At 37.4% G+C, this 23,093-nt stretch carries 21 protein-coding genes, 1 pseudogene and 3 riboswitches; of the genes and pseudogenes, 4 read left to right on the top strand and 18 right to left on the bottom strand.

The annotated features are described in order from the left end of the window. Positions 1 to 48 precede the first annotated feature (48 nt). A complete protein-coding gene (locus BMZ04_RS17445; RefSeq protein ID WP_093274514.1) occupies positions 49 to 252 on the top strand; it encodes a twin-arginine translocase TatA/TatE family subunit in 204 nt (67 codons plus the stop codon). A gap of 41 nt (positions 253 to 293) precedes the next feature. Here BMZ04_RS17445 and BMZ04_RS17440 read toward each other — a convergent pair whose 3' ends face one another. Then, positions 294 to 890, bottom strand: coding sequence for a TetR/AcrR family transcriptional regulator (locus BMZ04_RS17440; RefSeq protein ID WP_177184491.1), 597 nt, complete (start codon positions 888 to 890; stop codon positions 294 to 296). On the opposite strand from BMZ04_RS17440, the gene BMZ04_RS17435 reads away from it, so the two are divergent. Next, positions 882 to 1,085: a hypothetical protein gene (locus BMZ04_RS17435; protein WP_093274507.1), complete on the top strand. Its 204-nt coding sequence runs from the start codon at positions 882 to 884 to the stop codon at positions 1,083 to 1,085. The genes BMZ04_RS17440 and BMZ04_RS17435 overlap by 9 nt on opposite strands. A gap of 120 nt (positions 1,086 to 1,205) precedes the next feature. Next, positions 1,206 to 1,979 (top strand): DUF817 domain-containing protein, encoded by a 774-nt coding sequence (locus tag BMZ04_RS17430; RefSeq protein ID WP_093274503.1) that lies wholly within the window; start codon positions 1,206 to 1,208, stop codon positions 1,977 to 1,979. Positions 1,980 to 2,019: 40 nt separating this feature from the next. Here the strand turns inward: BMZ04_RS17430 and metH are convergent, their stop codons facing one another. From metH to BMZ04_RS17360, 16 genes and pseudogenes are all read right to left on the bottom strand, one after another. Continuing rightward, positions 2,020 to 5,457, bottom strand: coding sequence for a methionine synthase (gene metH, locus BMZ04_RS17425; protein WP_093274499.1), 3,438 nt, complete (start codon positions 5,455 to 5,457; stop codon positions 2,020 to 2,022). Beyond that, the gene (locus BMZ04_RS17420; RefSeq protein ID WP_093274495.1) at positions 5,438 to 7,297 is read right to left on the bottom strand and encodes a bifunctional homocysteine S-methyltransferase/methylenetetrahydrofolate reductase; all 1,860 of its coding nucleotides are present in this window, start codon (positions 7,295 to 7,297) and stop codon (positions 5,438 to 5,440) included. The genes metH and BMZ04_RS17420 overlap by 20 nt, the downstream gene beginning before the upstream one ends. A 132-nt stretch (positions 7,298 to 7,429) precedes the next feature. Next, positions 7,430 to 7,535, bottom strand: a riboswitch (SAM riboswitch). Positions 7,536 to 7,779: 244 nt separating this feature from the next. Further along, positions 7,780 to 8,736 carry a nuclease-related domain-containing protein gene (locus BMZ04_RS17415; protein ID WP_143128318.1) on the bottom strand — a complete coding sequence of 319 codons (957 nt, stop codon included), beginning with the start codon at positions 8,734 to 8,736 and terminating at the stop codon, positions 7,780 to 7,782. 128 nt (positions 8,737 to 8,864) lie between these two features. After that, positions 8,865 to 10,256, bottom strand: coding sequence for a protoporphyrinogen oxidase (locus BMZ04_RS17410; RefSeq protein WP_093274488.1), 1,392 nt, complete (start codon positions 10,254 to 10,256; stop codon positions 8,865 to 8,867). A 279-nt stretch (positions 10,257 to 10,535) separates the two neighbouring features. Further along, complete coding sequence (kynB, locus tag BMZ04_RS17405) at positions 10,536 to 11,162, bottom strand: arylformamidase (RefSeq protein ID WP_093274486.1); 627 nt, start codon at positions 11,160 to 11,162, stop codon at positions 10,536 to 10,538. Positions 11,163 to 11,174: 12 nt separating this feature from the next. Beyond that, positions 11,175 to 11,993 carry a tryptophan 2,3-dioxygenase gene (gene kynA, locus BMZ04_RS17400; RefSeq protein WP_093274483.1) on the bottom strand — a complete coding sequence of 273 codons (819 nt, stop codon included), beginning with the start codon at positions 11,991 to 11,993 and terminating at the stop codon, positions 11,175 to 11,177. Between the two features lie 15 nt (positions 11,994 to 12,008). After that, a complete protein-coding gene (gene kynU, locus BMZ04_RS17395) occupies positions 12,009 to 13,286 on the bottom strand; it encodes a kynureninase (RefSeq protein ID WP_093274646.1) in 1,278 nt (425 codons plus the stop codon). A gap of 198 nt (positions 13,287 to 13,484) precedes the next feature. Beyond that, a complete protein-coding gene (locus BMZ04_RS22490) occupies positions 13,485 to 13,628 on the bottom strand; it encodes a hypothetical protein (RefSeq protein ID WP_177184490.1) in 144 nt (47 codons plus the stop codon). A gap of 137 nt (positions 13,629 to 13,765) precedes the next feature. Beyond that, positions 13,766 to 16,051, bottom strand: coding sequence for a 5-methyltetrahydropteroyltriglutamate--homocysteine S-methyltransferase (gene metE, locus BMZ04_RS17390; RefSeq protein WP_093274480.1), 2,286 nt, complete (start codon positions 16,049 to 16,051; stop codon positions 13,766 to 13,768). 229 nt (positions 16,052 to 16,280) lie between these two features. Continuing rightward, positions 16,281 to 16,460: riboswitch (cobalamin riboswitch) on the bottom strand. An 80-nt stretch (positions 16,461 to 16,540) separates the two neighbouring features. Next, positions 16,541 to 16,648, bottom strand: a riboswitch (SAM riboswitch). A 98-nt stretch (positions 16,649 to 16,746) separates the two neighbouring features. Continuing rightward, a pseudogene (locus tag BMZ04_RS22945) lies at positions 16,747 to 16,842 on the bottom strand (short chain dehydrogenase); the annotation flags it as partial. 48 nt (positions 16,843 to 16,890) lie between these two features. Further along, positions 16,891 to 17,529 carry a GGDEF domain-containing protein gene (locus BMZ04_RS17385; RefSeq protein ID WP_093274476.1) on the bottom strand — a complete coding sequence of 213 codons (639 nt, stop codon included), beginning with the start codon at positions 17,527 to 17,529 and terminating at the stop codon, positions 16,891 to 16,893. Positions 17,530 to 17,686: 157 nt separating this feature from the next. After that, positions 17,687 to 18,403 carry a 3-ketoacyl-ACP reductase gene (locus BMZ04_RS17380; RefSeq protein ID WP_093274472.1) on the bottom strand — a complete coding sequence of 239 codons (717 nt, stop codon included), beginning with the start codon at positions 18,401 to 18,403 and terminating at the stop codon, positions 17,687 to 17,689. Between the two features lie 391 nt (positions 18,404 to 18,794). Next, positions 18,795 to 19,124, bottom strand: a complete 330-nt coding sequence (locus BMZ04_RS17375) for a hypothetical protein (protein WP_093274469.1) — start codon at positions 19,122 to 19,124, stop codon at positions 18,795 to 18,797. A 91-nt stretch (positions 19,125 to 19,215) separates the two neighbouring features. Then, positions 19,216 to 21,447: an S-layer homology domain-containing protein gene (locus BMZ04_RS17370; protein ID WP_255368000.1), complete on the bottom strand. Its 2,232-nt coding sequence runs from the start codon at positions 21,445 to 21,447 to the stop codon at positions 19,216 to 19,218. Positions 21,448 to 21,652: 205 nt separating this feature from the next. Further along, entirely contained in the window at positions 21,653 to 21,922 is a 270-nt protein-coding gene (locus BMZ04_RS17365; protein WP_093274460.1) for a DUF1292 domain-containing protein, read from the bottom strand. Between the two features lie 218 nt (positions 21,923 to 22,140). Then, complete coding sequence (locus BMZ04_RS17360; protein WP_093274457.1) at positions 22,141 to 22,320, bottom strand: small acid-soluble spore protein H; 180 nt, start codon at positions 22,318 to 22,320, stop codon at positions 22,141 to 22,143. A 147-nt stretch (positions 22,321 to 22,467) separates the two neighbouring features. On the opposite strand from BMZ04_RS17360, the gene BMZ04_RS17355 reads away from it, so the two are divergent. After that, entirely contained in the window at positions 22,468 to 22,755 is a 288-nt protein-coding gene (locus BMZ04_RS17355) for a hypothetical protein (RefSeq protein ID WP_093274455.1), read from the top strand. 41 nt (positions 22,756 to 22,796) lie between these two features. Here BMZ04_RS17355 and BMZ04_RS17350 read toward each other — a convergent pair whose 3' ends face one another. Continuing rightward, positions 22,797 to 23,084: a DUF1292 domain-containing protein gene (locus tag BMZ04_RS17350; protein ID WP_369802686.1), complete on the bottom strand. Its 288-nt coding sequence runs from the start codon at positions 23,082 to 23,084 to the stop codon at positions 22,797 to 22,799. Positions 23,085 to 23,093: the final 9 nt, after the last annotated feature.

The following is a 23,093-nucleotide window of genomic DNA, read 5'->3' as shown; positions in this document are numbered from 1 at the left end:
AAGTATGTTATATTTATAGTGATTCTAAATAAAAAAGGAGGAAATTACATGCCAAATATAGGGATACCGGGTTTAATCCTCGTATTAATCATTGCTTTAGTTATCTTTGGCCCTTCTAAGCTTCCTCAATTAGGTAGAGCAGTTGGACAAACATTGAAAGAATTTAAAACCTCTACACGAGATATTATAAATGATGAAGAAAAAGAGGAAGTTAAATCAGAAGCAAAAGAAATCGAGCTTGAAAAGAAATAATTAATAGTAAGAGCCAGCTATTTTCATGATAGCTGGCTTTTTTAGTTAAACCTAAATGAACTAGTATTCGTTTTGAATATTTCTAAAAGATTATCAGCAATTTCATCTGGTGATTTTTCATACCCACCCTTAATCCATTCCAAAATTACTCCATATGATCCGTACATTTTATATGTATTAAAATGCTCAATTTGAACTTCTTCTTTTTCTGTATCAATGTAAGTTATTGCATCAAATATTTCTTTCATTTTCCCCAGAAACTTTTGCTCGAGCCCCGGTATTGTATCTTGAATGGTTAAGAGACTATAAAATTGTTTTCGTTCATATAGATGTTGGAAAAATGTATTCGATGAGGGCAAAATACGGTTATACTTAACCACTTCCACATCTTCAAAAGGTATATGAAATGAATAGTGTAATTCATCCAAAACATCGTTCACTAATTCTTCCGTCAAATCTTCTTTATCTTTGAAATATAGATAAAAAGTACTTCTATTATAATCAGCACGATCCACTATATCAGTTACCGTCACATTTTTATACCCTTTTTCGCGTATTAAACTAATAAAGTGCAACTTAAAAATCCGCTTTGTTCTTCGTATACTTCTATTCTCATCATGAGGTTTTTCTTGATTCATCATATCGCCCTTTCTGTTGTAAATTATACAGCATTGAATATTCTATCACTAGTTATTTGGACATTATACCCCTTTAATTACATCGATACTTTAGGACTATATCCGAGTCAGCGATTCAGTAACCATAAAATGGATGATGTAACGGATGAATTCAATTTAGAAGACAGTGACGCAGAAGCTAAAAAGAAAAAATAATAAACTGAGCCAGCTATTTTTCGTAAATAGCCGGCTTTTTGATTTCGATTACTAGCAACTTGTAAGAAATGGTTTCGTCTAAATTCTAAGTGTATTTTTATTTAGAAAAAAATCGAGGTTATGCTTACTATGAGGAACTTTCTACGATTTGGATATTTACAAGCACTGTGTTGTATCTTTCCTGTCATCATATTTGCAGCGCTTGCATTATCCAAATTTATAACCATTCCCTTTTTGCCCCGCTATGATTTTATTTTAATCGTTTGTATAGCTGCACAAGTTTTTATGCTTGTATCCAAACTAGAAACAATTGATGAGTTAAAGGTAATTTGTTTATTTCACGTAATTGGTTTGGTACTTGAATTATTCAAGGTACATATGGGTTCCTGGGCTTATCCGGAAGAAGCCTATAGTAAGTTTTTCGGGGTACCTTTATACAGTGGATTTATGTATGCGAGTGTGGCAAGCTACATTTGCCAGAGTTGGAGACGGATGGATTTGCATATGTATAACTGGCCAAAGCCATTTTTCGCCGTTAGTATAAGTTTTCTTATCTATTTGAACTTCTTTACTCATCATTTTAGTTACGATATACGGTGGGTGTTAAAAGCTTTATTGTTCATTATTTTCTTCCGTACGTTTGTAACTTTTCAGGTCAACGAAAAGATTTATAAAATGCATATGATTCTAGCTTTTCTATTGATTGGTTTCTTTATTTGGATTGCTGAAAATATCACCACATTCTTAGGTGCTTGGCAATATCCTAATCAGGAGGCTACATGGTCGATTGTGCATATCGGAAAAATTAGTTCGTGGTTTTTACTTGTTATTATTAGTGTAATTATCGTGGCTCAATTGAAGAGAGTAAAGAGTGGTACTAAGCTAGTAGATTAAAAAACAACACAGTCAACAGATTTCTGCTGACTGTGTTGTTTTAATCCACTACAAAGTATCTCGCATCAGGATGTGCAAATACAATCGCAGATACAGATGCTTCTGGTTCCATCATGAATTCTTCGGTTAACTCTACACCAATATCTTCTGGTTTTAATAGACCAAATAATTTAGATTGGTCTTCCAGGTTAGGACAGGCTGGATAGCCAAATGAGAAACGTTGCCCTTGGTACTTAGCAGCAAATCGCTCGCGCATTGTAAAGTCGGTTGCGTCTGGGAAGCCCCACTGATCTCGAATTTCTTGGTGAATTCGTTCTGCAAATCCTTCCGCTAGTTCAAGTGCAGTTGCTTGTAACGCATGACTTTCTAGAAACTTTCCTTGCTCTTTTAATTTGTTTGCTGCAGCACGTACGCCATGACCTGCAGTAACGAGCATAAATGCGACATAATCCATTTCGCCACTTTCGACCGATTTTAAATAGTCAGCAAGACAAAGGTAAGGCTCCACGGATTGACGTGGAAATGTATAACGCTCTATTTCTGTTTTAACATCATTTGGATCATAGATGATGACATCATCTCCATCTGATTGCGCTGGGAAAAACTGATACATTCCAGACGGTTTTAGTATACCTGCTCCTAAAAACTCTGTTACTAATTCATGTAATTCCACTGCGCGCTTATCCTTCTGTTCAAGTAGTTTATCGCTATATCCTTTTAAGCCTAAATGATGACCAATAAGCGTTCGCATATTGACGTACGGATATAGATGCGCCACGGAGTATTCTTTTAATACATGTCGACGTAAGTCTTTCGGTTTGTATACTTGTACATCTTCCCTCACTGTTTTCACAGGCTTCGTTAAAACTGCAACTGCTTGTTTCGAAGCTCTGTTTGCTTCGGCTATTTTTCGTTTTTCTTGTTGATCCGTTAGTTCATCTAATAAAGTTGCCCTATCCTCTTTATTTTGTAAACGATTTGCAAGCTCCAACCCTTGCATCGCATCTTTTGCATAAAGTACTGGTCCTTCATATTCTGCAGAAATTTTTGTTTCTGTGAATCGTCTAGAAAGAGCTGCTCCACCTACAAGCATTGGAATATCAATGCCCGCATCTTTAAAATCCTGTGCCGTGATGACCATTTGCTGAGCTGATTTAACCAGTAATCCAGAAAGTCCTACAATATCCGGTTTCTCTTTTCGAATCACTTCTATTAATTCTGCTGGAGTCACTTTAATTCCTATATCCAACACTTTGTAGCCATTATTGCTTAGGATAATATCGACAAGGTTTTTTCCGATGTCATGTACGTCCCCTTTTACAGTTGCAAGAACGATTTTCCCTTTACCAGAATCGTCCTCATTTTTCTCCATAAATTGTTCCAAATAAGAGACCGATGCTTTCATCACACCGGCACTTTGAAGAACTTCCGCAACGATTAATTGATTGTCATTGAAGAGACGTCCTACCTCTGACATTCCTTTCATAAGGGGACCATTTATTATTTCGAGTGGTGAATCGTACATGTTAAGTGCCTGTTCCAAATCGGGAATAAGTCCTTCTTTCGTTCCTTCGATAATGTAATAGGCTAGACGTTCGGGTACTGTTTTTGGAATATCCGCTTCCGTTTTTTCCTTCTTTTTATCCCGGTAAAAATCTGTGAAATCCGCAAGTGTTTTGTCCGTTGTCGTAAATAATAATTCATTTGCCATCGTAATTTCCTGCTCTGGAATAGAAGCATAGCGCTCTAGCTTCTCTGTGTTTACGATTGCATAATCCAGACCCGCTTGCGTGCAATGGTATAAATACACGGCATTAAGTACTTCTCGACCAACCGGTGGAAGACCAAATGATACATTACTTACTCCTAGTGTGGTTAGTGACCTTGGCATTTTTTCTTTTATTAACCGAATTCCTTCAATTGTTTCGACAGCGGAACCAATATATTGTTGATCTCCTGTTCCTACTGGAAAGACGAGGGGATCAAAAATGATATCTTCCGGTGCAAGTCCCCATTTGTTCACAAGTAAATCATACGAACGCTCTGCAATTTCTAATTTACGTTCACGTGTAACAGCCATCCCAATTTCGTCGATTGTTCCAACTACGACAGATGCACCGTATTTTTTGACAATCGGCATGACAGCATCGAAACGTTCTTCCCCATCTTCTAAGTTGATCGAGTTAATGATCGTTTTCCCTTGGGAATATTTTAATGCCTCTTCAATAACCTTTTCATCCGTCGAATCGATAACAAGCGGCACCTTTACTTTTTTCACAACTTCTTTCATAAAGTTAGTCATATCAGCTAGCTCATCACGATCTGGATTTGCTAGACAAATATCAATTACATGCGCGCCACTTTTAACTTGGGCACGTGCAATTTCTGAAGCTTCTTCAAATTTCTCATCTATTATGAGTCGTTTAAACTTTCGTGATCCGATTACATTCGTTCGCTCCCCTATTAACAGCGGGCGCATCGAATCATCATAAAGGAGTGGCTCGATTCCTGAAACTACATGGCCATGACTATCTTCAGCTGGTTTTCTTGGTGCAATACCTTCAACCGCTTCTCGGACTGCTCGAATATGTGCAGGAGTCGTTCCGCAACACCCACCGACTAAATTTAACCACCCTTTTTCTGCAAAACCTTTTAACTTTTTAGACAAGGAGTCCGGCGATTCATGATAATGCCCTTCCTCATCCGGTAACCCAGCATTTGGATAACAGCTTACATATCCATCCGACAACTCAGAAAGTGAGCGGATATGATCCGTCATAAATTCTGGCCCAGTCGCACAATTCAGGCCAACAGAAAGTGGTTTTACATGTTCAATTGAAATATAGAATGCTTCAATGCTTTGCCCAGCAAGGGTAGTTCCCATCGGTTCAATCGTGCCAGAAATCATAATAGGAAGTTCTTTTCCCGTTTCAGTAAATGCTTGTTTAATTCCTATTGTTGCTGCTTTAACGTTTAGCATATCTTGACTTGTTTCAAGTAAAATCAAGTCAGAGCCGCCTTCCACTAATGCTTTTGCTTGCACATAAAAATCGTGAGTCAATTCATCAAAAGTTATTCCTCCAGTAACTGATAACGTTTTTGTCGTCGGTCCAATCGCCCCTGCTACAAAACGTGGCCATTCTGGAGTCGAGAATTCTTCCGTACATTTCTTTGCAAATTGAGCAGCACGAAAGTTAATATCATATGCTTGGTCACCGAGATCATACTCGTTTAATACAACCGGTGTTCCACCAAATGTATTCGTGCAAATAATATCTGCGCCAGCCTCTAAGTATTCCCGATGAATTTGTTCAATAACACCTGGATTGACTGTATTTAAATACTCGTTACATCCGTCATATTGTTCTCCTCCGAAATCTTCCGCGGAAAGATTCGCATTTTGTATCATCGTACCCATCGCACCATCGATGATGAGGATTCTATTTTGAAGTTGTTGCTCAATTAGATGTTTGGACATAGCTGTTCTCTCTCGCTTTCTTACTATCAATTTCTTTAATATGTGCAATCAATTCCAATGACATATCATATCTGAAAAACGGGGTAATAATATAAATGCCTTGGAACAATTCTGCTGCTGTGTCTATTAATTCTTTGGAAATTTGAATACCTTCTGCAGTTGCACGTTCTCGATCTTCCCCACATGCACGCATTCTTGCGAGCACATCGTCAGATAATTTGATACCTGGTACTTCATTGTGTAAGAACTCTGAGTTTCGAATATTTGTTAGCGGCATAATACCGATGAAAATCGGAGTTGTTAAATGTTTCGTCGCTTCATAAATTTCTTGAATTTTTTCTTTTGTATAAACGGGCTGCGTGATGAAATAATCCGCTCCACACTCGATTTTTTTCTCTAATCGTTTTACTGCGCGGTCTAATACGCGAACATTCGGATTAAAAGCCGCCGCTACAGAGAAGTTTGCTTTCTTTCGAAGCGATTTCCCTGAGAATGAAATTCCTTCATTTAATTGCTTAATTAGTTGAATTAATTCCAAACTTGAAACGTCATAAACGCTTGTTGCACCTGGGAAATCTCCAATTTTTGTTGGGTCGCCTGTTACCGCTAATATGTCATGAATACCGAGCGCGTCAAGCCCCATTAAATGCGATTGAAGCCCAATAAGATTGCGATCACGGCAAGTAATATGTGCAAGTGGTCGAATATTGTTTTGTAACTTTAACATTGATCCCATCGCCATATTGCTAATACGCGGGGAAGCAAGAGAATTATCCGCCATTGTCACGGCATCTACGCCCGCATCGTAAAGCTTTGTGGCACCTTCCATAAATGTCGTCGTGTCTAGATGACGTGGAGTGTCTAGTTCCACAATAATCGTCCGTTCCCTTTGCGCCTTTTCATGGAGTGGTTCATTGATATTCGGCTCTGCATCGCGGATGATAATCGGCTTTTTAGGAGCTACGACTTTCGTTGTTAATGGGGCTAATTGACCAATTCTTTTTTTGGCAGCTTCGATATGCTTTGGAGTCGTTCCACAACATCCACCGATTAATCGAACACCTTCTTCACGAAGAAGTAGCGCTGCCTGACCGAAATAATCTGCCTCTGATTCGTACACTATGCGGCCCTCTTCTATATCTAGTAAACTAGCATTCGGGAAAGCAGAAAGAAACGCATTTTTCGGAAGTGTAACCTCTTCTAATGCCTGTATTGTATGGAACGGACCTAGACGGCAATTGACTCCAACGACGTCTGCTCCTAATGCATCCAGCTGATGCAATGCATCATTTAATGATAGCCCATTTTGTAAAATACCCGGTTCATGCATCGATACTTGCGCTATGATTGGCGTATTTGTCAGTTTTCGTAAGTGGGTAACCGTTGCGGATAATTCATCGAAATCATAATACGTTTCAAGTAATAGTCCATCCGGATTTCCAGTAAGCAAATGATTCGCTTGGCTGTCGACCATTTGAATAATTTCCTCTAACGTTGCATCACTCTTTCGAATCCCTCGAATTCCTCCGATTGTCCCGAGTACAAACTGTCCGCCCGGTGCAGCGGCTCGTTTTGCTATTTGAATTGCAGCTTCATTTATTTCTTTCACACGATCCTCAAGTCCATATCTCGCCAATTTAATTGAGTTCGCTCCATATGTATTAGTTTGAATAATATCTGCACCAGCTGCTATATAGTCCTGATGGATCTTTTCTATAATTTCTGGTCTTTCGATGTTTAATTCTTCATTGCAATAGTCAATCCCAAACGAATAAAGTAGCGTCCCCATCGCCCCATCTGCCGTTAACATATTCGTCTGCAACTTATCTAATAATCCCATTTGCACCCATCCTCCCTATGTAATCAAATTTGCCTTGGCGTCTTCCGCTTCTCTTCGTTATGCCCACCGAAATAAAATTTTAAAAAGCCTTCTTTAAAAAAGAAGGCTTTACGAGTTTACAAAATTCGTACCTTCTCATCTTTCAGACTATTACACGTCTGCTGGATTTAGCACCTGACCTATTCGGCGGGTTGCTGAAGCTTCGCAGGGCCAGTCCCTCAGCTTCTCTTGATAAGAATTTAATATTCAGTTTTTAATCATTAGAGTAATCGTACCTTTATTAAACTAAAGCGTCAAGTGAAGTTTCGAATTTTCTTTATATTATGAAGTTGATTGATTATGTGCGAAGATTGATCGATTTCGTAGCGTTTTCCGATTATTAGTGTGGATTATCCGATTATCAGGGTTTATTATCCGATTCCGCTGATTTATTATCCGATTATCAGGATCTATTATCCGATTCTGTTGATTGATTATCCGATTCAACTTTTCTCATCCCAATTCCATTTATAAATTGTGTTACTTTTAGATGTTCCTTCTCTAAAGAGTCCCATAGAATTTAAAATTCGTGAAGCAGTCTGAAAAGAATCCAACTGCAAGAAATAACGACACTGCCGATTGTTAATACTCTCTCCAATCAAAACAAACCACTCTCGAATCGTCTTCTCATGTGCAAGGCGATCTACATAACCACACCCTGAACAGTTCCAGCCATTTTTCCGCTTAACCATTCCAAGCGTGTCACACTTTTCACATAGCACTCCAGTCAATAAATCTTGAGGATTAATCCCCCACCGTCCACACATTGGATAAGGAAAATACGTTTGATGGCTCGCCACGATTTCCTTTGCTAATCTGTGTATTTCATCCAATTGTAGATACATTTTTTCTCGAGAGATATTCCTAATAAATACTGGAATCGTGCTATGAAGAATAGTAGGATAATTTTCAGGTGACTCAACTACCATTACTTTTGAATTCGTCAGTACAATTACACCATAAATAGGAATCTTCACTCCTTTTAGACGCAGCCACTCATCGAGTAAATATGTATTACGTTCGACCTGTACCTCTGGATTCTCAAATACATCTATCTTTCCCTCATCATTCTCTCGTTCTAGCTGTGCAGGATTTTGCTTAAAGCGTAGCTTTCCTCCAATATTCTTACTTTCTAATATTACTATAAAATGCTCCGTCAAAAAAAGCGTATCTATCTGAAACTTTCCATATGATTCTAAGCAAACATCATGCAGCACAACATACTCAAAAGGAAAAGAGTACTTTTGAAATATCTCGTCTACTTTCACTTCCCCACGAATACCTGCCCTTGCCATATGCATTTTCGAGTGGATTAATTCTTTCATCTCATGTGTCGTAGGTAGACGTCTGTCTAGCAATTGCAATCCAATCAAACCATACTCCTGTGAACGAGTTTTCACTATCAACAAACCACCTCCATCCGCATCGTATCACATCCCCTAAAATTGTAAATTCCACCAAAAGACCAACAATTTCATTTCGCCAATAAAAAAAGGACCAAAATTGAATTTTGGTCCTACATTTGCATCTATAATTTAATTTTTGCAGCAATCAACGCCGCTGTATCTTTTCCATTTTTAATACAAGCCCCGATACCAACGCCAAAATAAGAACAACCAGCCAGTACCACATTAGGCATCTCAACCGACATTTTCTTCGTTAATGATTGAACCGCTTGGCCATGCTCTAAGTGATAATTTGGCATTAAATCATTCCATTTCGTTACTTCCACAACGTGAGGCTCACCATTTAGTTTCAAGCTATTTTCAATATCTTGCAACGCAACTTGAACTAATTCTTCTTCACTCATATCTTTCATTTCTTCGAATGCAGGGTTCGTGCTTTTATAAAACATGCGAACTAGCAACTTGCTGTTTTCCGAAGTATGCTCCCATTTACGACTTGTCCATGTACACGCATTGCATTTCACATCGCTCTTTTCGGAGACGATAAAGCCAGTACCTTCAGCAGGGAGCTGATTATCTGGAATGTCAAAACCAAGATAAATACTAATGAGGGATGAATTTTTCAGTTTATTAAAATCAGCGTCCAATTCTTCGTTTTGCAATATACTTTGTGCAACATTATGTGGGGTAGTTAATATAACGTAATCCGCTTCGATCGGCTCGTGGTTGGAAAATGATATTTCATATTTGTCATCATTTTTCGCAACTGTTGTCGTGTGTACTCCCTTATAAATAGTAGCTTCCTGTAGCTCCTCTTCCATTCGATCTATCAAAGCAGAAAGTCCACTTTTAAAGGAGATAAACTTTTTATTTGCCGCTGCTAGGAATTGCTCTCTGTTTGCACCTAACCCTTTTATAATGCTGCCGTATTCGTCTTTATAATCTACTAAATATGGTAATGTGGATGCCAGTGTAAGTTTATCCAAATCTCCTGAATATACCCCAGATAACACGGGGGCGATTTGTTTTTCGACTAACTCTTTCCCTAGGAAATGCTCTAAGAACGATCCAATAGAGCTTTCTTTTGTAAAGATTTCATTAGGTAAATCAAAATCCTTCAACGCTTCTTCTTTACCTTCGTCGGAAACTAGCGTGCTACTTTCTAATGACTCTTCACTCGTCGGTATACCAAATACTGTATCCGCAGGAATGGCGTGCAACTCGTTATTCGTATAAATATAGGAAATACCCGTTGCATTATAGACAAGCTCGTCTTGTAAATTTAACTCTTCTACTAGTGGCAAAACTCCTGCATTACGTGCAACAATCGAATCTGCTCCAGTTTCCATTATAAACTCGCCATTATGAACAGAATGAATTTTCCCACCTAAATAATCGTTCGATTCCACTAAAACTAACTCTATATCTAATGCTTGTTCTATTTTAAGTTTTTGCAAATAATGCATCGTCGAAAGTCCTGTAATTCCTCCGCCTATCACAACTACTTTTTTCATAATGCTCACTCCTTGTCTTAAATCCGGTGTCACTCACTACCTCAAGTATAAACGTTATCTAAAATATCCGGTATGATTTACCTCACTATTCTCTCCTTATTCAATTAAAAATCCACAGTAGTTTTCCATTTCGTCAAATTTGTATGAACAAAAGCGCAAGGCGCTGGAGTCTAGACGGAGAATCACTTGTAGAAAGTTATCCATATGCCATAGATTTTATTATTTCCTAAAGCACAAAAAAATCTTCTATCAGCTCGTATCACTGATAGAAGACTTTTCTCATAATGCACGTATAACCGCTCGCACTGGACTGCCATCTGCTCCTTGAATCTTCAATGGCAATGCGATCAATTCATAATCACCTGGCGACACATCTTGCAACAATAAATTCTCTAAAATGAAGATACCATGCCGATAAAGCGCATGATGTGCTGGCAAGTCTTTACTATCTAAAGCATCCACAGAAGGATGGTCGACTCCTATTAAAAAAATTCCTTTCTCATGTAAGAATGGACCAATATCTTCATTTAAAACAGGAATTACTGTTGGAAATTGTTCCGAATCAACCGTTTTAGCAGTTTTCAAAAGTAATCGTTCCACTCCATCTAGTTCAAATGCTTTCAGCCCTTTTCTTCCAATTGACTCTATTCCTGTGACATCTACTACTCTTGCACGCCCAATGTAAATATTAACGTCGAGCTGTTCAATTGTAGGCGCGTCATTATCAAAGTGAAAGGGGGCATCAGCATGCGTTCCGGTATGCACACTTGTTGTGAATCGACCGATATTAACGGAGCCAGTCCGTTCTTTTGTAAAGGCTAGGTCAAATTGGAACGGTGTATCACCTGGCCAAGTCCCGATTTTATTCGAAAAAGGTTGTGAGATATCAATCCACTGTTTATTCATTGGTCCCCCCCATTATAAGCTCGTTCTCAAATCCCACAGTTCTGGGAAAAATCGGTAATCTAGCACTTTACGTAAATAATTCACACCGGATGAACCACCTGTTCCAGTTTTAAATCCAATAATGCGCTCCACTGTTTTCATATGGCGGAACCGCCACTGCTGTAGCCAATCTTCGACATCCACAAGTTTTTCTGCTAATTGATATAAATTCCAGTACTTATCTACATTTCGATATACTACTTTCCATGCATCAGCAACTGACTCATCTCCACTATACGTCACGGAATAATCACGCTTCACAACAAGTGGGTTTAGTGTAAATCCTGCTTTAGCTAATGCCAGGATCGACACATCATAAATACTTGGCGCACTGTACGCTTTTTCTAGCTGCTCGTACAACACAGAATCTTGTTCGTAGATTTTTAGAATATGCTTTGTTTTATAACCTAGAGCAAACTCTATTTGCCTATACTGGAAAGATTGAAATCCGGATGCTTTTCCTAATTTATCGCGAAACTCTAAATACTCAGCAGGTGTTAATGTCGAAAGTACATCCCAAGATTGAATGATTTGTGATTGGATTTTCGTGACACGAGCGAGCATCTTGAAAGCAGCTTGCATTTTATCCTCTTGAATAGCTTGAATAGCACTAGTTAATTCATGCAATATTAACTTCATCCAAAGCTCGCTCACTTGGTGAATAATGATAAACAGCATTTCATCATGATGACCCGATAACCGCTTTTGGCTAGATAATATGCTATCTAGCTGCAAATAGTCACTGTATGTCATATCATCTTGAAAATCAGTATGAATTCCTTTTTCACTCATGGAGCCCCTCCTTTATTACGCAATAACTTCTCGTTTATTTTCAAATTTTTTATAGGATTCTTCTTTCATTATCTTTTTAATAATTTGCACGGTTTTCCATACATCTTCAAAAGAGTTATATAATGCAACAGGTGCTAAACGAATGCCATTTGGAGAACGGAAATCTGGAATGACTTTATATTCCTTTAATGCTTTACAAATGCGAGCTGCTTCTTTATGCACTAAATAAATATGACCACCGCGGCGGTCGTGTTCCTTTGGACTTGCAATCATAAATTGAAAGTCACTCAACTCTTCTTCTATTAGTAATGTCATATAATCCGTTAATTTCAATGATTTATCACGAATGGCCTCTATCCCTGCCTCTGCGAACATTTCCAGTGAACCATACAATGGAGCTGCACTTAATATATTCGGCGTCCCGATTTGGTAAGCACTTGCATTCGAAGCTGGTATCATTTCAGTAGATAAATCAAACTGCTTTTCTTTATCAGAACCAAACCAGCCAGCAAGCCCAGGTTTATGTCCGAAATGTTTGCGATTCACGTATAAGCCACCAACAGCTCCGGGTCCACCGTTCAAATGTTTGTAATTACACCAAAATGCAAAGTCCACATCCCAGTCACTTAGCTCATGCGGCACGGATCCGATCGAATGACATAAGTCGAAGCCAATTAAAATATTTCGTTCATGCGCAGCTTTCGTCAACTCTTTTATATTTAAAATTTGTCCACTTCTATATAACACACTTGGCAATACGATAAGCGCAACACCGTCTGTCATTGCTTCTATAATATCCGCTTCATTTAACATATCCCCATCATGACTTTTCACTAATACCATATGCTCCTCGGGATTGTATCCATGCAAAGATAGCTGACTACTGATTGCATATAAATCAGAAGGAAAGTTCAACTCATCTGCTAAAATTTTAGTGCATGACCCTCCTGGATGATAAAAAGTCGCGATTAACTGATGTAAATTCGAAGTCGTTGAGCCTGTAATCATTACTTCTTCTCTCTCAGCCCCTACAAGTGATGCACACATTCCACTTAACGTATCGGAGAAATAAAACCAAGGATGCTCCCCTTGTATCCACCCATCGATCCCGTATTTCTTCCATGAATCTAGTAATATTAATAATGACTGCTCCGCTCTTTTTGACAGCAACCCTAAAGAATTTCCATCCATATAAATAACATTTGGCTGCAAATAAAACTCTTCTCGAAATTTTTTTAAAACATCTTGCTCATCTAATTTCTTTGCATATTCCAACGTGATATCTTTCTCCATCATCATATTTCTCCACTCCTTTTATAATTGGAATATTCACCCTAATTAAGTTGATGATAATAGTGTCAACGAAACCAATAGCAAGTTTAATAATCACATTCATATATATTCCACCTTCTTAGCCATCATGTTTATAAAAACAAGAAGAAATGAATAAAAAAAGCAAGTCTCAAAGAACTACGAGACCTGCTTCTTGTCTTATGAGTTTGTCGTTTCACTAGAAGGACTATTATAAGTTGCGTTAGCATCATAAGCGACAAGCGTAACCCCAAGTTTATCTTCCAACTCATTAAGCTCCTGTAATTGTTCACCATTAAGTTCTGCAAATTTGCTATCTTTCATCTTATTACTCATCCTTTCTTTTAGTTTAGTGTCTCCTCGAAGAATTGTATTATGCAAAAAAAACGCAACCCCATTCAAAGTTCAAATGACATTGCGTTTATTTTGAAATCCCTTATACATTTTATAAACTGTAACTACTATTTTCGAGTTGCAGTCAACTGACTTTCTCTTACCTCTTTCGCCGCCTCCAACATCACTTTCAGACCTTCGATTGTTTCTTCTTCTTTTCTTGTTTTCAAACCACAATCTGGATTAATCCAAAATTGTGTTGGCTTGATTGTTTTAAGTGCACGATTAATATTTTGTTTCATCTCTTCTTTACTTGGAACACGCGGGCTATGGATGTCGTAGACGCCTAAACCAATTTCTTTATCATACGTGTTGTTTTCAAATGCTGAAATAATCTCCCCGTGACTTCTTGACGTTTCAATTGAAATTACGTCTGCATCTAGTGCACTAATGGAATCGATAATACCGCTGAATTCCGAATAACACATATGCGTATGGATTTGCGTTACATCTTTTACTGATGCAGTTGCAAGTTTAAAAGCATAAACAGCTGCATTTAAGTAGTCGTCCCTTTTTTCAGAGTTTAGCGGTAATCCTTCTCTTAATGCAGGTTCATCTACTTGAATCATACCTATACCATTCTTTTCAAGCTCCTCTATTTCATGACGAAGTGCATATGCAATTTGGTTCAACACATCAAAACGAGGGATATCATCACGTACAAATGACCAGTTTAAAATTGTCACAGGCCCTGTCAACATGCCTTTTACTGGTTTCGTCGTTAACGATTGCGCATAAACACTTTCCTTCACCGTAATCGGTTCACTGAACGCAACATCTCCTATAATGAGTGGAGGTTTGACACAACGCGAACCATATGACTGAACCCAACCAAACTGTGAAACCGCAAAACCATCAAATTTTTCACCGAAGTATTCCACCATGTCTGTTCTTTCAAATTCACCGTGGACTAAAACATCAATTCCTATATCTTCTTGAATTTTGATCCATTTTACAATCTGCTCGTTAACAAATTGCTCATACGCTTGATCCGTTATTTCCCCTTTACGCCATTTCGATCTAGTTTGTCTCACTTCCGGTGTTTGAGGCAAACTTCCGATTGTCGTTGTAGGTAGCAGAGGCAAATTAAAGCGTTGCTGCTGCTTTTTAATACGTTCCGCAAAAGGCAATGTGCGATTCACATCATGTTCTGTTAGTCTCTCAATACTTCCCTTCACTTTTGCGTTTCGTCTATACTTGGAGTTATTTAAAATGGAAAGGTCATTTCTACTTTCTTCTAGTTCCGTCTCAATCTCTCCAGGTCCTTCATGCACACCTTTACTTAGTAGAACAATTTCAGTAAGCTTTTCATCAGCGAATGCTAGCCCACCTTTTATAATTGAATCCAATCGTTCTTCCGGTTTCGTACTGACTGGTACGTGTAGAAGAGAAGCTGAAGGTTGAACAATAAGTCGATCTTTTTGAACATATGATTGAATTTCATTAAGAAGGGCTACTTTTTCATCCAAATTGGCACGCCAAACATTGCGACCGTCAATGACACCTGCAAAAAGAGCTTTGTCTTGAGGGAATCCATGCTTCTGTAGTAATTCAAGCGAATCTCCATGAACAAAGTCCAACCCCAGTCCTTTCACCGGCAACGCGGCAACCGCTTCATAATTAGCAACTTTTTCAAAATACGTTTGCAATATAATGTTGAGTTCTGGAACTGCCTCATGAATTGCAGCATAAACTTGTTTCACTTGCTCAAATTCTTCGCTAGACAGTTTACTAGTCAAAATTGGCTCATCGATTTGAACCCACTGTGCCCCCGCTTCAGAAAGTTCTTTCAATAGTTGAATATACAATGGTGTGAACTGTTGTAATAAAGAAGTAAAATTCTCCGTCCTTGCCAGTTTAATATAAGTAACTGGCCCTAAGATAACAGGTTTCCCATCGATACCCACCTTCTCTTTTGCCTCCTTATAAAAAGTTAGTGGCCGGTTCTCTACTAATTGTGGGGTTACACCTTCTAATTCGGGAACGATATAATGATAATTCGTATTGAACCATTTCGTCATTTCCGATGCAACTGCCTCTTTATTTCCACGGGCAATTGCAAAATAGGTTTCTAAAGAAACTTTTCCGCCTGTATATTCAAAACGCTTTGGAACAACACCGAACATAACAGATGTATCAAGCACATGGTCATATAGTGAAAAGTCACCTACTGGAATTAGATCGATTCCCAATTCCTTCTGTTTACGCAAACTCGCAAGACGTATTGCATCCGTTGTTGTTATCAGTTCCTCTTCTGAAATACTACCGTTCCAAAAACTTTCTAACGCTCTTTTCCATTCTCTCTTTCCACCAATTCTCGGATATCCAATATTTGAACTTTGTACGTTTACCATGCATATGTTCCCCTTTTTAAGTTAATGTTTTTCAATATGTAAATCTGTGATTCTTTCTTTTTAAATCACCCCCCTTCCAACTACTTTCATAAGGCAAGAAAAAAGCGATGTCCCAGCCATCTTCGGCTGAGCCATCGCTCAAAGTTAAAAGTAGGAAACAACAGGACTAATCATCCGATACGATTAAGAGAGTCCTTCGCCCCCACCTCTCAACCCCCGAAGAAAGTGTTGCTTCATACGACAAAAAGGCAGGTATACTGGCTCGTGTTTCATCCTTCTGTTGGCCTTCCCACGATTTCTCGCAGTGGCTATTTCAACAGTCGTCCACACTTACAGTTGCGGGGACAGCCTCGGTATTTCACCGAATTCCCTTTTAAACCAAAATGGTACCAATTTATCGATAACATACTATATATTGTAATTGTATAAAAAAAGAGTCTGCTCCTGATAGTAAATTAAGGAGCAGACTCTTCATATGAAGAAGTCATTTCCTCATCTATCAAGTCGTTTTACCGACTTGCTGGAATTAGCACCGTGCCATAACAGGCGGTTGCTGAGGTGTCATCGGGCCAGTCCCTATACCTCTCTAGATAAGAAAAACTATTAAATTTTGTTATTTTTTGATTACTGATAACCTTACAGTATTATCTAAAAATTTGCAATACTATTTCAAAAAAGAATTTCGTTGTTATTATTTATGTATTTGTCGACCACAATTCAGCCGATTTATGCAGGATTCTTGGATATTTAAGCTGAGCAACCATAAATTCTGCGAGATTTTCTGGATACATCGGTTAAGTTTAGTTCGATTGCAATATAAAAAAGGAAAAGCCACATAGTCACTTTTCCTTTTTTTCTTTATACATTTTTGTATCAGCTTCTTGGATTAACTTTTGAAAATTGTCACCTTGCCCGGGATAAATTGCATACCCTATGGAAGCCCCAACATTCGTAAAGGTCTCAGAACTTTTCTCCTTAATAACTCTTTGAAGTTTCTGTACATAATCGTCCGCAAAGTCTTCTTTTATGTTGGGTGCTAAAATTATAAATTCGTCCCCACCCCATCTCGCAACTAAATCGTCTTTCGTAACATAATGATTTAATGTTGATGCAGTGTGTATCAGCAATTCATCACCCTTTTGGTGTCCATATTCATCGTTCACTTCTTTAAAGTTATTAAGATCCAACATAATAATTCCTAGTGATTGATTCTTTTGATCACATACTCTCGCAAGTTTTTGGAAAGTTTGCTCTACAGTGCGACGATTATATGTACCGGTTAATGGATCTCTTTCAGACATGTATTTTACGTTATCAAATTGCTTTCCAGACCACCAAGCGATAACTAAGAAGATGAACGTCAAAATGAAAAAATTCCATTTAAAAGGCAATGCTAAATATTGATGATAATATAAATAACGAAGTAGATTAAATAATAGAACCACTCCAATTGCCGATAGCCTTCCATGGTAGTGCATTTTATCCACCCGCTTATGTATCTTTTTTCACAAAAACTATCTTACACTATCCCCTAAATTCTCGCAATCATGCTCATTTTCCATCTACTAAACACCTACTGGTAATAGATAGCTATAAAAAAGGGAAAAGCAATATTGACGCTTTTCCCTTTTCCTTTTATGGATTTGTTGACCATAATCCCGCACTTTTTAGCAGGATTCTTGGGTTCATTTTAAGTTGTGCGACCATGAAGTCTGCTAGATCTTCCGGTTGCATTACTTTTTCTGGATTACCATCGGTTAGGTTCAGCTCGACTGCCATATCTGTAGCAACTGTGCTTGGCGTTAGTGTAACGACACGTATATTATGCTTTCTTACTTCTAGCATTAATGATTCACTTAATGCGATAACAGCGGCTTTTGATGCACTATATGCACTCGTTACTGGTGCACCTTTTTGGCCAGCAGTGGATGAAATGTTAATGATATCTCCTGTTTTTCTTTCGATCATTTCAGGTAATACCGCTCGTGTTACATAATAAGTACCCATTACATTTACTTGAATAATTTTTGCCCATTCGGCTGGATCAAGTTCAAGGAAATTACCGAATTTACTAATGCCTGCACTATTTACTAAAATATCGATGGAACCAAGTTCAGCTTTAATCTTCTCTACCGCTTGGTTGACGGATTCCATATCTGCAACGTCTGCGGTTGCGATGGAAACCTTAACTCCGAAATCTTTTAATTCGGCTGCTACTCGTTCTAAGTTTTCAATCGTACGAGCGAGTAGTCCAACGTGAATACCTTCTTTAGCAAATGCGATTGCTGTTGCTTTTCCTATCCCACGACCCGCTCCTGTAATAAGAGCAGTTTTACCAGTAATTGTTTGCATTTTTTTATCTCCTTTTTAAAAAGTTATGCACATTCTATATTTAGAGTACCGGTACCTATATAAAATGTATACTAATCTGCTTTTCTGCTTTATCCAGGAACTGGGTATAGCAAATCAAACCATTACCTCTTTCCCATTTTACACATCTTTTTTTGGGAAATTACGGCATTTAGTCTCATTACTATCGAGGATTTCTAAAGCACCATTTTTACCAACTATCCCCATATGTACTTGCAAGCTCAAAAAATAGCTGACTATAATAAAGAAAGTAGAACAATATTAATGTTAGGGGAGATAAAGTACATGAAGAAAAGTATTGCCGTTCTGTTAGCGCATCGATGCTTTTGTCTTCTTTCAGTATTCTGAAATGTTTTATTAAATCAACTATGTATTATTCCTCCAAATAATCAACCAATGCTAAAATCAAACCGACAATTAAAAAAAATACTCCCAATCCTACTAATCCAGCACTAGAAGTTAGGACCGGCTTTAGTATCATTACAATCCCATATATGCTCATAGCAATCGCTATCCCCATTGGTCTAGCATATACTTTTCCTTTTTTGTTTTTCCTATGAATTAGAAGTATTGCACCTAATATGATAAAAACTACACCATAGGCATGTGAAATAATATTTTCTATAAAGCTACGAGAATTGATAGTTATATTTGTCAATATTGTTCCAAATAAAATAGAGAGAATGCCAACAGTTATTCTCACACGATCTCCACCTTTATTTAGTCAAAAAGTAAAAACTTCCACCGTATGAATAAATACACGGCGGAAGTCTTCAGAAGTTTAACTTATATAGTTAATAATAAAAGCCATTTCTTTTTTCGGCCATTTCATGAGCTAAGCGAATCGTTGAAACTGCTAACTCTGCATACGTTACTTCTCGAGCCGGGTTAAAGTTATTTTTATCAGACTCTAGTATTCCCATTGAGTTTGCTAGAGCAACATAGCCAGTGTATTCTTTTTGTACTTTATTTGCATCTGCAAAGCCAAGTTTATAAATATCACTATGTTTAGCTGCTTGCTCGAGTCCTAGAACGCGTATATACCAAGCTGCTACTTCCTCTCTTTTAATAGGAGAGTCCACATCAAAAGTCTTACTAGTTGGTTTAATAATGCCCATTTCAACTGCACGCTCTATCGGTTGATACAGAGGATGTTTAGGATCAATATTATCAAAAGTTTGCTTTAAGTTTTCTCTTTCACCATAATAGCCGCCTGCATAAAAATAAGTGAGGGAATTCATAATTACTTTTATTGCTTCCCCTTTCGAAATAGCAGCATCTCCATTAAATTTTTTACTATCTTTTACGTCTAAAATTTTGGCGTTAATCAGATAATTAAGTTCCTCTTCTGCCCAAGGGTGAGAAATAACAGTTGTATTTTCTATACCATTCAAGTTATTCCATTTCCCCGTATTAGCATCCAAGAAAGTAAACGGATCTTCGTTAAATACAGGTACGTATACTAGATCATAATGTTTATTCTCCTGTTTATAATCTTTTTTCATATAATTCAATTTTAGGCTTAGTGCATCTTTCAAAATAGTTTTTGCGTTTTCCTCCGAAATAACTTTATCATTTGATGGCCAGTTTTCTACCTTTTGATAACTATTTACATTCAAACTATTTAAAGAGCCATCAGCAGCTATCCCCACACTAATTTGATCTCCCATCACCATAATACCATTTACAACTCTTGGGAAAGTGAAGTGATACGTACCTAATCTGTCATCAGAGTACGGTTCATCTACAGGCATAGCATAGTTGTGTAAGTAAGAAGGAATCCATTCCTTTGCATATTTGACCGCTTGCTCAAGAGCTTCTTCTTTGGAGATAGCATTCTCTTTATTAGGCTTCTCTCCAGTTTGTTGTAGAATATCACTTGTCATATTGTGATATTGAATAATTTCTCCTGTCTGTTTATTAATTTCTAAATTCGATCCAAATCCACCATTCGCATATTGGTACATATACTGAATGCTGATTACATCCTGTCCGTTATAGTTTTCCATTTCGCTAATCGATTCAATGGATAACTTGACCTTATCGGATTTAACACTAAGTAATTGTTCTGCAACTTTCTTTGCTTCTTCTACCGTAATACCATTCTTTCTTGGCGGAAGTGGATTAGCTGAGACTTTTTCTAATTTTGTTTTCTCTGGAAAGTCTGCGGAGTACCCATCTGCAGTTAAATATTCACCTGAAATTGCGTTTACTCCACGCATTTTTGATGTTGGTAGGTAAACAAGTTGCACACTACTTTCTCCCGTTCTGTAATCCATATTTATTTGATATTGCAAATCTACAGAAAGATTTTCTTTTACGTTCTTCAAAATATCATTTTTGTCTTTGATCGGTTTAACATCATCGTAGGTTGGCGAGTCTAACTTCGCGGAATTTTTGTAAAAACTAACGACTTCACCATTTCCAAGAACAGTTACTTCTATTCTTTGATCAGTTATTGCTACTTGGTTTTTCGTACGAGCAAAAGAAAATGAATAACGAATTGGTTCTGTTAATATTTGCTGTGGATAATAGTTATATTGATTTGCTTCTAATTGATATTCCTCTTCTTTAAGAAATTTCTTCATGAAATTATCTGCAATTTTTCTAGCCTCTTCTTTTGAGACCTTAGCGGGAAATAAAGCTTCTTTTTCATTTGTAGGCTGATAGTAAAAATTCTCAATTTCTAATTTCTCTCCAACAAACCCTACATCACCATACAATCGCTTACCATCAATTACCTTTGTAAAGGATAAATTATAGCGTAGTGTATCATCTTCCGGATAAAAATGACTACCATTCATATGAAAATCACTACTTGTTAAAAAGTCAAATTGTTTCGGGAATAACTCATGAAACCTCTTGATTAAATCGTTTTTTGTGAAAACTGTTTCTGTTGCAGCGACTTGAATTTGCACCTTTTCAGGTTGTCCATTCGCTAAAGTTGAAGCACTGACCGAAGTAGAAAGTATTCCCAATGATAAGGCCGAAGAAACTAATGTGATACCAATTGTTTTTAATTTCACCAAAATAATCCTCCTAAACTCGTATTCTTTAAATTGTACAATATATTCAGTAAATTGTGAACAAAAGATTTTATATTTATGTTATTCTCTCCCTTTCTTGGTGCTCATGCACAATTCTTTAGATTCTATGTTTGTTGTATGGAGAACATTCCTCCAAAAAAAAAAGGAAGGGCTTTAATAAGCCCTTCCTTTTTTATAAAATCACCTATTGCTCAACTTCCGAAAATGCCGAAGATACTTTTTCAAATTCCTCATCTGTATCTATAAAAGATAACTCCTCATCATCTACTCGGAAAAAGAACACATCAATGTCTTCGTCCGATTCAGATTGAATATCTTCTACAAAGCCTACAGCAGCGTAATCCGTTTCTTCAACAGTAAGCAATCCGAGCACTTCCATTTCTTGCTCTTGATCGTTTTCATCTAGCACTGTAAAAATTTGTCCAACTTCAATTTTCTCTTGATTTTGTTCCATTCTAAACTCCTACTCTCCTAAAATCTTTAAACTCTCCTTACAACTCTCTTTTGGATTATCCAATATTACAGGTTTTTTAGCAACACAAAAATTTACAGAGACCAATCATGTACCGCTCAGTACGTAGAAAACTGCACACCCAATCAATAGTATAAACCTCACAATTGGTGTGCAGTTTGGAAAATGGTGATTTACTTAAAGCGAAATAATGGTCTAAATTAATGCTCCACTAAGCTTGTTGCAGAAACACTTTGTTTCTCACTTGGTTCTTTAAGGAAATGGATTGTAGCTGTTCCATTTTGACGATCCACATGCTCGATATAAATGTTTTCACCATTGTAAGTAACATTTATCATTTCAGGCGAAAAAACAATTTCTTGTGCTCGTTGTACATCCATTGAAGCCACCTCCTTCTAATTCCATTAGTTATAATATTGTTCAAAATCACCTAGATATACTAGTGTAAATACGATGTGTGAGTAAAACACTTCATCTCGGATATATTATGTTAAGGGACTTGATTATTATGTTAGGAGTGATCTGAAATGCACCAAAATCACACAGAAAAATTTACATTTATAATGGAAGATAGCAATGGGGAGTTAATAGTAAAAGGGGAAATTGAGGGGGAATCTAAAGTTCTATCTTCTGATGATTTAAAGTTTAAAGGAATAATTGCATTGCTAAATTCTATTGATCGACAGAATTTTAGCGAATCAGGAAATCATCCTCTATTTGAGCATTACATAAAAGAAATTGAAGACACAATAACAGAGGTTAAAAAACACAATAAATTTCAAGGGAAATCAGACTGTCGAGAGGGATTACTCTAAAAAAAGAGAGGAAGTATTTCCCTCTCTTTTCAATATCTTTTTTATTCACCTTCTACGGCTTCTTGAGCTTCTAAAAATGCCGCAGAAACTTCCTCGAATTCCGTGTCAGTCTCGATTTCCGCTAGTTCCTCTCCATCTATAACTTGGAAAAAGAACACATCTACCTCTTCTACCGTTTCTTCTTGGGCATCATCTGCAAATGCAACCGCTGCATATTCCTTATCTTCAATCGTTAATAGACCAATCACTTCTATTTCTTGCTCTCGATCATCTTCATCCATCACGGTAAGAATTTCGCCAACTTCAATACCACCCATTTTTTCTTCCATTCCAATTCC

The sequence above is a fragment of the Psychrobacillus sp. OK032 genome (assembly GCF_900111345.1).
GTDB lineage: Bacteria > Bacillota > Bacilli > Bacillales_A > Planococcaceae > Psychrobacillus.
Note: the sequence above shows the minus strand (reverse complement) of the source record. Positions and strands in the feature narration are given on the sequence as shown.